At 72.4% G+C, this 10,121-nt stretch carries 12 protein-coding genes; 5 read left to right on the top strand and 7 right to left on the bottom strand.

The window, feature by feature from the left end:
• Positions 1-11 precede the first annotated feature (11 nt).
• From efp to aroB, 3 genes are all read right to left on the bottom strand, one after another.
• A complete protein-coding gene (gene efp, locus LPA42_RS26950) occupies positions 12-569 on the bottom strand; it encodes an elongation factor P (RefSeq protein WP_007075814.1) in 558 nt (185 codons plus the stop codon).
• A 73-nt stretch (positions 570-642) separates the two neighbouring features.
• Positions 643-1,092: a type II 3-dehydroquinate dehydratase gene (aroQ, locus tag LPA42_RS26955; RefSeq protein ID WP_077939407.1), complete on the bottom strand. Its 450-nt coding sequence runs from the start codon at positions 1,090-1,092 to the stop codon at positions 643-645.
• Positions 1,089-2,165 carry a 3-dehydroquinate synthase gene (gene aroB / locus LPA42_RS26960; RefSeq protein WP_077939406.1) on the bottom strand — a complete coding sequence of 359 codons (1,077 nt, stop codon included), beginning with the start codon at positions 2,163-2,165 and terminating at the stop codon, positions 1,089-1,091. Before aroB ends, aroQ begins: the two co-directional genes overlap by 4 nt.
• A 383-nt stretch (positions 2,166-2,548) precedes the next feature.
• Here aroB and LPA42_RS26965 point away from each other — a divergent pair, with 383 nt between their 5' ends.
• From LPA42_RS26965 to LPA42_RS26975, 3 genes are read left to right on the top strand one after another with little or no spacing between them, the layout of a single operon-like run.
• On the top strand, positions 2,549-3,082 hold the full coding sequence (locus LPA42_RS26965; RefSeq protein WP_077939405.1) for a DUF2243 domain-containing protein: 534 nt from the start codon (positions 2,549-2,551) through the stop codon (positions 3,080-3,082).
• Between the two features lie 7 nt (positions 3,083-3,089).
• Complete coding sequence (locus tag LPA42_RS26970) at positions 3,090-3,899, top strand: cytochrome c oxidase assembly protein (protein WP_077939404.1); 810 nt, start codon at positions 3,090-3,092, stop codon at positions 3,897-3,899.
• The gene (locus tag LPA42_RS26975) at positions 3,896-4,462 is read left to right on the top strand and encodes a hypothetical protein (RefSeq protein WP_077939403.1); all 567 of its coding nucleotides are present in this window, start codon (positions 3,896-3,898) and stop codon (positions 4,460-4,462) included. Before LPA42_RS26970 ends, LPA42_RS26975 begins: the two co-directional genes overlap by 4 nt.
• A 36-nt stretch (positions 4,463-4,498) precedes the next feature.
• Here LPA42_RS26975 and LPA42_RS26980 read toward each other — a convergent pair whose 3' ends face one another.
• From LPA42_RS26980 to LPA42_RS26995, 4 genes are all read right to left on the bottom strand, one after another.
• A complete protein-coding gene (locus LPA42_RS26980; protein WP_077939402.1) occupies positions 4,499-5,032 on the bottom strand; it encodes a shikimate kinase in 534 nt (177 codons plus the stop codon).
• Between the two features lie 23 nt (positions 5,033-5,055).
• A complete protein-coding gene (gene aroC / locus LPA42_RS26985) occupies positions 5,056-6,234 on the bottom strand; it encodes a chorismate synthase (protein WP_077939401.1) in 1,179 nt (392 codons plus the stop codon).
• A gap of 155 nt (positions 6,235-6,389) precedes the next feature.
• The gene (locus tag LPA42_RS26990; protein ID WP_077939400.1) at positions 6,390-7,589 is read right to left on the bottom strand and encodes a helix-turn-helix domain-containing protein; all 1,200 of its coding nucleotides are present in this window, start codon (positions 7,587-7,589) and stop codon (positions 6,390-6,392) included.
• Positions 7,586-7,732 carry a hypothetical protein gene (locus tag LPA42_RS26995; RefSeq protein WP_228986937.1) on the bottom strand — a complete coding sequence of 49 codons (147 nt, stop codon included), beginning with the start codon at positions 7,730-7,732 and terminating at the stop codon, positions 7,586-7,588. The genes LPA42_RS26990 and LPA42_RS26995 overlap by 4 nt, the downstream gene beginning before the upstream one ends.
• A 231-nt stretch (positions 7,733-7,963) precedes the next feature.
• Between LPA42_RS26995 and LPA42_RS27000 the strand changes: the two genes are divergently transcribed.
• Positions 7,964-9,331, top strand: a complete 1,368-nt coding sequence (locus LPA42_RS27000; RefSeq protein ID WP_228986938.1) for a hypothetical protein — start codon at positions 7,964-7,966, stop codon at positions 9,329-9,331.
• A 120-nt stretch (positions 9,332-9,451) separates the two neighbouring features.
• A complete protein-coding gene (locus LPA42_RS27005; protein WP_228986939.1) occupies positions 9,452-10,051 on the top strand; it encodes an XRE family transcriptional regulator in 600 nt (199 codons plus the stop codon).
• Positions 10,052-10,121: the final 70 nt, after the last annotated feature.

Below are 10,121 nucleotides of genomic sequence, written 5' to 3' on the forward strand. Positions count from 1 at the left end.
CCCCTCGGCCATCAGGCGCGGCCGAGGTAACGGCCGTCGCGGGTGTCGACCTTGATCTTCTCGCCGGTGGTGATGAAGAGCGGCACCTGCACGGTCGCGCCGGTCTCGACCGTCGCCGGCTTGTTGCCGCCGGTGGACCGGTCGCCCTGCAGGCCCGGCTCCGTGTAGGTGATCTCCAACACCACGGAGGTCGGCAGCTCGATGTAGAGCGGCACGCCCTCGTGGGTGGCGACGGTCGCCTCGGCCTCCGGCAGGAGGTAGTTGGCGGCCTCGCCGACGGTGCCCCCGGGGACGGTGATCTGGTCGAACGTCTCCAGATCCATGAAGACGTAGTCCTCGCCGTCGGCGTAGAGGTATTGCATCGTGCGCTTGTCCACGGTCGCGGTCTCGACCTTGGTGCCCGCGTTGAAGGTCTTGTCGACCACCTTGCCGGACAGCACGTTCTTCAGCGTGGTACGCACGAAGGCGCCACCCTTACCGGGCTTGACGTGCTGGAACTCTACGACGGCCCAGAGCTCCCCGTCGAGGTTGAGTACCAGGCCGTTCTTCAGGTCGTTGGTGGTGGCCATTTCCTGCCTTGATCATCAATTGGCGGACAGACCTGGCAAGTCTACTAGCTGCCGCCGCCGGCCGTACCCGCCGTCAGCCGCCGGTCGTTCCCGCGCCCGCGCGGGCCGCCAGGTGGTGCAGGGCGAGCCGGTAGCCGTCCACGCCCAACCCGCAGATCACCCCCGTCGCCACCGCCGAGACCACCGAGTGCGCGCGGAACTCCTCCCGGGCGTGGATGTTGGAGATGTGCACCTCCACCAGCGGGGCGCGCAGAAGGGCGCAGGCGTCCCGCACCGCGATCGAGTAGTGCGACCAGGCCGCCGGGTTGAGCACCACCGCCGCCTGCTCGTCGGCCGCCTCGTGCAGCCAGCCCACCAGCTCGTGCTCGGCGTCGGTCTGCCGCACCGTCACGTCCAGCCCCAGCTCCCGGCCGGTCGCCTCGCAGAGTCCCACCAGGTCGGCGTAGCTGGTCGCCCCGTACACGTCGACCTGGCGGGTGCCCAGCCGACCCAGGTTCGGCCCGTTGAGCACGTACACCCTCATGAGGAGACCTCCCGGTAGGCGGCGTGCAGCAGCTCGTCGTCCGGGCCCTCCAGGATCGCCGGGCGGGCCAGCGCGTCGAGCACCACGAACCGCAGCAGCGAGCCGCGGCTCTTCTTGTCCACCCGCATCGCGGCCAGCAGCTGCGGCCACGCGTCGGCCCGGTACGCCGTCGGCAGCCCCAGCGCCGTCAGCACCGTGCGGTGCCGCGCCGTGGTCTCCGGGTCCAGCCGGCCCGCCAGCCGGGCCAGCTCCCCCGCGTAGACCAGGCCGACGGACACGGCGTGCCCGTGCCGCCAGCGGTACCCCTCCACCTTCTCGATCGCGTGGGCCAGGGTGTGGCCGTAGTTGAGCACCTCGCGCACCCCGGACTCGCGCAGGTCGCCGGAGACCACGTCGGCCTTCACCCGGATCGCCCGCTCGATCAGCTCCCGGACCACCGGCGACGTCGGGTCCGTCGCCGCCGCCCGGTCCCGCTCGACCAGGTCGAGGATCACCGGGTCGGCGATGAACCCGCACTTGACCACCTCGGCCAGCCCCGCCGCCAGGTCGGCCGGCGGGAGGCTGTCGAGCACCGCGAGGTCGCACAGCACCCCGACCGGCGGGTGGAAGCCGCCCACGAGGTTCTTGCCGGCCGCCGTGTTGATCCCCGTCTTGCCGCCCACCGCCGCGTCGACCATGCCCAGCAGCGACGTCGCCACCGGCACCCAGCGCACCCCGCGCAGCCAGCAGGCCGCGACGAAGCCGGCCAGGTCGGTGACCGCGCCGCCGCCCACCCCCACCACCGCGTCGGTGCGGGTGAAGCCCGCCTCGCCGAGCCGGTCCCAGCACGCGGCGGCCACCTCGATGGCCTTGCCCGCCTCGGCGTCCGGCACCTCCACCAGCAGGGGGGCCGCCCCGGCCGCCGCCAGGCGCGCGCCGATCGCGTCGGCCAGCCCCTTCAGCGGCGGCGCGTGCAGCACCGCCACCCGGGTCGCGCCGGGCAGCAACGTCGGGAGCGAATCGAGCAGGTCGCGTCCCACCAACACGTCGTACGGCCGCTCGCCGCCGACCGGAATCCGGGTCACCTCGTCCATCGCCCGGCAGCCTAGTCCAGCCACGGCCCCCACGACGCCGCCTGTCCACTCCGTGGCGGGGCAGGTGCAAGGAAGGGCACCTTGTTAACGCTTTCTGTATAGGAAGGGCCCCTTCCTAACACCACGCGCGGCACGACGCCCACGCACGGCGCGACTCCGCCGCACGACGGGTCGCCGGCGCACGACGGGTCGCCGGCCGCCACGTCACCGGCGGCGGCCGGCGGCGTTTAGCCGGGCAGAGCGGGGGCAGCGTTTCCAGCACAGGCGACGGTCCGGACCCGGACGACGTTCTCAGCACGGCGGCGTCTCCGGCACGGACGGCGTCTCCGGCACGGGCGACGTCTTCCGGCACGGGCCGGCCGACGAGGCGGAGGTACCCCGCGATGAGCAGCACACCCAGCACCAAGGGCACCGAGGGCACCGACATCCGGCTGCCCGCCACGATCCTCGGCATCGGCCTCGGCGGCTTCGCCGACGGCATCGTGCTGCACCAGGTGCTCCAGTGGCACCACATGCTCAGCGGCACCGGCAGCGACAACGTCGGGGTGAAGGCGTACCCGGTGGACACCATGCCCGGCCTGGAGATGAACACCCTGTGGGACGGGATCTTCCACGTGGTGACCTGGGTGGCGGTGCTGACCGGCCTGGCCCTGCTCTACTCCCGGGTCACCGGGTCGCGGGGCCGGCTATGGCGCTCCCCCGTGCTGTGGGGCTGGGCGCTGGTCGGCTGGGGGTTGTTCAACCTCGTCGAGGGGATCGTCGACCACCACCTGCTCGGCATCCACCACGTGCGCGAGGGCGCGTACCGGACGTGGTGGGACCTCGGGTTCCTGACGCTCGGGGCGGCGTTGGTCGCCGCAGGCTGGCTGGTGCAGCGCCGCGGCACGATCGTGGACGTCTGCGCCGACCGCCGGTGACCCCACGATGATCGGGGGCCTGGCAGTGGGAGGAGGCAGCCACGGCGGGCACGACGGGTACGCGCCGGGGCCGGCGCTGCTCGTACCCCTGGTGATCTTCTGGGTCTATCTCGCCGCCGCGCTGCGGCAGCGCGGGCCCGACGGCGGCGGCTGGCCGCACCGGCGCACGGCGGCCTTCGGCGCGGGGGCCGGCCTGCTGGCGGTGGGGCTGGCCCTGCCGGCCGGCGGCTTCGCCGCGCACGCCTGGCAGCACCTGCTGGTCGGCATGCTCGCGCCGCTCGGGCTGGTGCTCGGCGCGCCGGTCACCCTGGCGCTGCGCAGCATCGACCGGCGGCGCGGCCGGGCCCTGGTGCGGCTGCTGCGCCGCCCCGCCCTCGCCGCGCTCGCCCACCCGGTGACCGGCCTCGCGCTCACCGCCGGCGGGCTGTACGTGCTGTATCTGACGCCGCTGTACCGGGCGACGCTGGCGCACCCGGTCCTGCACCACCTGGTGCACCTGCACTTCCTGCTCTCCGGGCTGCTCTTCGCCTGGTCGGTCGCCGGCCCCGACCCCGGCCCGCACCGCCCCCGGGTGCCGGCGCGGCTCGTGGTGCTCGGGGTCGCCGTGGCCGCCCACGCCGCCCTGGCCCAACTGCTGTACGCGGGACTCGCCGTGGACGTCCCCGCCCCGCCCGAGCAGCTGCGCGCCGGCGCGACGGTCATGTACTACGGCGGCGACCTGGCCGAGATCGCCCTGGCGCTGGCCCTGCTCGCCACCTGGCGTCCGCAGGTAAGGCACCGTCGCGTGTCGGTGGGGCCGGTTAGCATCCGCCGGTGACCCTCACCCCTGACGACCTCGTCGGCTACGTCGCCGACGGGCTCGACGCCGACCTCGCCCGCTGGTTCGCCGACCGCCCGCCCGTCACGGTTCCCGCCGGGACCCGGCCGGTCGCGCCGATGCTCGACCGGCTCCCGCCGCCGGCGGCCACCGCCCTGGCGGCGTTCGACCAGCGCGTACGGTCGGGGCGCATGCCCCAGTTCCTGGACATCTACGACTGGTCCTACGGGTTCGACTTCGCCGGCAACGACTGCGGGATCCTGGACGCCGACTACGAGACGGTGCTCACCGACGACGACGTCTACTCGATCGGCGCCGACGGGGGCGGCAACCTGCACGTGGTGCTCGCCAACGGGCAGGTCGGCCTCTGGTTCCACGAGGAGGAGGTCGTCGAGGGCGGCACCCGCTTCGACAGCCTCGACGTCTTCGTCTGGTCGGTCGTGCGCTACCACGCGGTGCGCGCGGGGGTGCTCGACCGCGCGGCGGTCGAGGCCGACTTCCTGTCGCTGGGTCAGGACGGCGCGCTGGAGCCGGAGCTCGGGCTGCTCAGCTCCATGAAGTAGGCCGGGCGACCGGGAGCGGGGAGCAGGGCGGCGATCTCAGGGCTTGAGCAGGGCGGCGACCTCGGCGGCGATCTCCTCCGGCGTACGCCCGTCGGTGACCACCGTCGCGGTCGACACCTCGGCGTAGAGCGGGCGGCGCTGGTCCATCAGGTGTTTCAGCGTCGCCCTCGGGTTGATCGCCAGCAGCGGCCGGCCGGCACCCAGCCCGACCCGCTTCACCGCGTCGGCCAGCTCGACGCTCAGGTGCACCACGGTGTGCCCGACCAGGGCGGCGCGGTTCTCCTCGGCGAGCACCGCGCCGCCGCCGAGGGCGAGCACCCCGGCGCAGGAGGTCAGCGCCGCGGCGGTGGCGGCCCGCTCCAGTGCGCGGAAGTGGTCCTCGCCCTCGTCGACGAAGATCTCCGGGATCGGCTTGCCGGCCATCGCCTCGATGTCGGCGTCGGTGTCGCGGAACTCGACCCCAAGCTGCGCGGCGAGGGTCTCCCCGACGGTGGTCTTCCCGGAGCCGGGCGACCCGACGAGGACGACCACCGGCCGCGTCCGGCCGACCGGGTCACCACTGCGGCTCACCGCATCATCACCGGGAGAGGCGCTCACCGGATCACCAGGGAGTCGAGGTAGCCGGCCAGGTTGCGGCGCATCTCGGCCACCGAGTCGCCGCCGAACTTCTCCACGGCGGCCTCGGCGAGCACCAGCGCCACCATCGCCTCGGCGACCACGGCGGCGGCCGGCACGGCGCACACGTCGGAGCGCTGGTTGATGGCGGTCGCCGGCTCCCCCGTGGTCACATCGACCGTGGCCAGGGCCCGGTTCAGCGACGAGATCGGCTTCATCGCCGCCTTCACCCGCAGCGGCTCGCCGGTGGTGATGCCGCCCTCCAAGCCGCCGGCCCGGTCGGTCACCCGGCGCACCCCGGTCGCGGTCGGCACGATCTCGTCGTGCGCCTCCGAGCCACGGGAGCGGGCCTGCAACCAGCCGTCGCCGATCTCCACGCCCTTGATCGCCTGGATCGACATCAGCGCCGTGGCGAGCCGGGCGTCGAGCTTGCGGTCCCACTGCACGTGGCTGCCCAGGCCCGGCGGCACCCCGTACGCCAGCACCTCGACCACGCCGCCCAGCGTGTCGGCGGCCTTCTTCGCGGCGTCGACCTCGGCGACCATCCGGGCGCTCGCGTCGGAGTCGAGGCAGCGCAGCGGGTCGGCGTCGATGCGCTCGGCGTCCTCGGGCGTGGGGCGCAGCCCCGGCTTCGCGGCGACCGGGCCCAGCTCCACGACGTGCGAGACGATCTCGATGCCGAGGGCCTGCTTCACCAGGGCCTTCGCCACGGTGCCGACGGCGACCCGGGCGGCGGTCTCCCGCGCGCTGGCCCGCTCCAGGATCGGCCGGGCGTCGGTGTGGCCGTACTTCTGCATGCCGGCGAGATCGGCGTGGCCCGGACGCGGGCGGGTCAGCGGCGCGTTGCGGGCCTGCCGGGCCAGCTCGTCGGGGTCCACCGGGTCGGCGGCCATCACCGTCTGCCACTTGGGCCACTCGGAGTTGCCGACCCGGATGGCGACGGGGCTGCCGAGGGTGACGCCGTGCCGGAGCCCGCCGATAATCTCGACGACGTCCTGCTCGAAGGCCATCCGGGCACCCCGGCCGTAGCCGAGCCGGCGGCGGGCCAGCTCACCGGCGATCTCGCCGGTGGTCACCTCGATCCCGGCGGGCACGCCCTCCAGCATCGCGACGAGGGCGGGACCGTGCGATTCACCTGCAGTCAACCAGCGCAACACGTGGGCAAGTCTGTCACGCCCGGGTTACGTCCCACCGGGCCGCCCACCGTGTCCCGCCCTACGGACGCGCCGCCCGCACGCCACGCCCCGCAGCAGACGAGAGCTTGGACGCTTGCTGTCCGCCCGGCTGACAGCAGCTGTCCAAGGTCTGGCGCCTACTGCCGGGTCAGGCCGAGGACGGCGGCCAGGCGGGTGACGTCGGCGGGGGTGGGACCGGTGCGAAGAATCGTGGTGAGGGCGACCCTGGCGGCGGAGCGGGTGCGAGTCTCGGCGGGGGCGAGGCGGTCGGCGGTGAGGAGAGCACGGCCGGCAGCCGCCGGGTCGCCGAGGTCGAGGTGGGCGCGGGCGATGTCGATGAGGTGGGCGGCGCGATGCTCGGCGGGGAGCCGGTGCCACCCCTCGCTGTTGGCGGCGTGACGGTGGAGCGTGACGGCACGATGGTGGTCGCCGAGGTGGGTGGCGGCCAGGGCACGGGCGAGGGTGACAGCGACCGGGCCGAAGGCGACGCCGTCGCCGTCGTACTGCCGGTTGCCGTGGGCGGCAGCGAGGTCGACGGCGCGTTCGGTGAGATCGTGGGCGGTGGCGGCGTCACCACAGGTGGCGGCGGCGAGGGCGGCCTCGATCAACAGGGTCCCGGTCAGTCCCGGTCCGTCCGGCAGGAAGGCGCGCGACGGCGTCCGGTCGAGCTGGTGTACGGCGCTGAGCGCGGCGGCCTTCGCGAGGCGGCCCCGGCGTAGGGCGCGCAGCGCCTGGGCAAAGGAGACGGCGGCGAGCCCGGTGCGGTGCGGATCTCCAGTAGCGGCCATCATGGCGCGATCTGCGGCCAGCAGGCCGAGGTGGGGTTCACCGAGCTTGACCAGCGTCTGGGCGGCGAGCCGGTAGACGCGGACGAGCGGATCGGGGGCGGACGCGTCCCCGGTCGGGGTGTGGTGGGCGTGCCGGATGGCGGCGAGCAGGTCGGGCAGCGTGCGAAGCACCTGCGGATGGTGGCCCTTGCGGTAGGCGGCCCAGGCGTATCCGGCCTGGTCGTCGAGCTGCCGGACGGTGGGGCCGTCGGCGTCGGGCGGGTCGTGGCGGGCCAGCGCCGCCCGGATGCGTTCCACGGCCACGCTGACGTCGGTGCCGGGTTTCCGACGGGGCTTGTCCGCGAGCAGGACGTTCGGGGCGACCCCCAGCGCCCCGGCGACGGTCTCGATGACGGAGAGCCGGTCGAGGGTGCGTACGCCTCGTTCGACCCTGTCGACCCAGCTCTTGGACCTGCCGATCCGGTCGGCGAAGACCTGCTGACTCATCCCCCGCCGGGCCCGCAGCTCCGCCATCCGCCGCCCGACCGGCACATCGTCGCGACCACTCATCTGTCCTGCTCCACCGGCGGCATGGCCAGGGTGGACTCGCCACAGCGGGGACACCAACGGGACTTCACCCGGAACGCGAGCAGCCCGAGCAGGAAACCCGGCACCAGCCCACCGAACACGACCGACACGGCATCGGAGATCACGAGGCCCTTCGCTTTCTGACGAGGTTGGACAGGACATTCCATGCCCCAGCCGGACAACCGCAGCCGGACGGGGACACCGCTCGTTCCGATGTGTCCAGTTGACCCCGTCCCCGTGGCGACGAAGGTAGGTGCGCGTGGTGCCTATCGGTGCGGATCAGTGCCGCTCCCACCCGCCAGCGAACGCGTCAGCTACTGTCCGTGCAGGCACCAGTACGCGCGAGGGGGCAGAGGGTGGCAACCAGCGGAGAGGCGATCGCGCGCTTGCTGGCTGAGGTGGGCTGGCAGCCCGAACAGCTCGCTCGACGCCTCAACGAGTGCGCTGAACGGCACGGACGCACCGAACGGCTGCACCCCAAGACGCCGTACAAGTGGAAGAGGGGCGATGTTCCCCGCAGTCCCTGGCCGGCGCTGACCACAGCGCTGCTGTCCGAGCAGTTGCAGCGGACGGTCAGTCTCGATGAACTGGGTTGGCCTGACGACGGGTTCGAGGCAGCACCCGCCTCCGCTGGTCTGGATCTGCCCTGGTCCTCAGCCGGGGCCTTGCGGGCAGCCGAGGTGGTGAACGAATCTGAGGGAATGATGCACCGACGGATGTTCCTCACTCTGCTCGGTTCCGCACTCACGTCACCGGCACACGAGTGGCTGATCGCCCAACCACCAGCGGACATCGCGTCGACCGCCGGCCGGCACCTGTCGGGCGAGGTCGTCGACCACCTGGACGCGGTGACGGCCAGCCTGCGACGCATGGACGACCACCTCGGCAGCGGCCATACCCTCGGGCTGGTCCGCCAGCATCTGAGCGTGGTGGTCGGGGCGCTGCAAGAGCGCAGCTACACCGACACCGTCGGTCGGCGTCTCCACGCCACCGCCGGAGAGCTGCTGCGCCTCGCCGGCTGGCTCTCCTTCGACGACGGTCACCACACTCAGGCCCAGCGATTCTGGATCGCCGGCCTCTACCAGGCCAACGCCGCCGGCGACCGTGGGCTCGGCGCGAACATCCTCGGCTTCATGTCCTGCCAGGCCAAGGACCTGGGTCAGCTCCGCCAGGCTGTCACCCTCGCCGAAACTGCGCGAGCCAGCTACCCCACCACCAGCCCGAAGGTGGCGACGATACTCGACCTGCGCGCCGCCGAGGCGTACGCCAACAACAGGGCGGAGACCGACACCCGGCGCGCGCTCGACAACGCATTCGGCAGGTTCACCGACAGCAGGCCGGAGCACGGCGACCCGGACTGGTCGTACTGGATCAACGAGGCGCAGGCACATGCCCAGGCCGGCTACTGCTTCGTCAAGCTCGAAGACTGGCCACGCGCCCGCGATCATCTCCGCACTGCCCTGCGGCTACAGGGCAACGAGTACACCCGCGAGGGCGCACTGCGAAACGCTCTGCTCGCCACCACCTATGTCCAGCAGGAGCAGCCCGAGCTGGACAAGGCCCTCGCGCTCGGCGACCAGGCCGTCCAGACCCTGACCGGCCAGGTCACCTCTGCCAGGTGCATCAAGCATGTGCGCAATCTGGTCGGCGCGCTGGCTCCATACCGGCGTACGCCCGCCGTCCGCCAGTTCTGCCAAGACGCACAAGACCTCATCGCCGCCTGACGCGGCAAGGAGAGCCGACACAGCCGGCCTTCCTCCGCTGACCTCGACGAAAGCGCGATGTGGACGTGAAGACCGTGGAAGGGTGGTCAGCCGAGGGCTGTCCCTCACCCTCGTTGCAGAGTGCGAGCAGCCGAGGTGTCGGGCGAGGATGTGAGGGTGCTGTGGCCTGAGATGATCCGACGTGCCGTGAAGGTCGGAAGCGATCGCGAACTGATAGGCATCTATCCACGCCGCGCAGACCTGCCCCGGCCGGCGTTCCGTGATGCCATCGGGCAGGCCAGTTCTCGGCTCTGGTTCGGTGGATACACCAGCTACTTTCTCTGGCTGGAGGTGCCCGGCATCTCCGCCACGCTCGAAGCGAAAGCCAGCGCCGGAGCCGACCTGCGATTCCTGCTCGGGGACCCGGACAGCCCGGTCACGGCCGAGCGAGAGAGGATCGAAGCGACTCCGCTCACGCTGTCGACTCGCATCGCGATGACGCGCGCAGAGCTCAGCAAGGTCGGTGCCACGATTCCGGTCCGGTTCTCTACCCGTCATCTCGCGATGTCCGTGTGGGTCTTCGACGAGGAGGCCATAGTCGCCACGCACATCGGGGCGGGGCTCGGGCAGGACTCCGTGACGCTGCACCTGCGACGACGGCAGGACGGAGGAGCGTTCGACCGGTACGTCGAGCACTTCGAGTCCTTGTGGACTGACGGCAAGCCTGCCCCACAGCACTGAACCCCAACCACCACCTCACCCCCTCCCCGGGCCCAGGCCCCGGCCCGGTGATCAAGAGAAAAGCGTCAAG

Origin of the sequence: Micromonospora sp. DH13, assembly GCF_020873825.1 — a bacterium.
Taxonomy (GTDB): Bacteria; Actinomycetota; Actinomycetes; order Mycobacteriales; family Micromonosporaceae; genus Micromonospora; species Micromonospora haikouensis.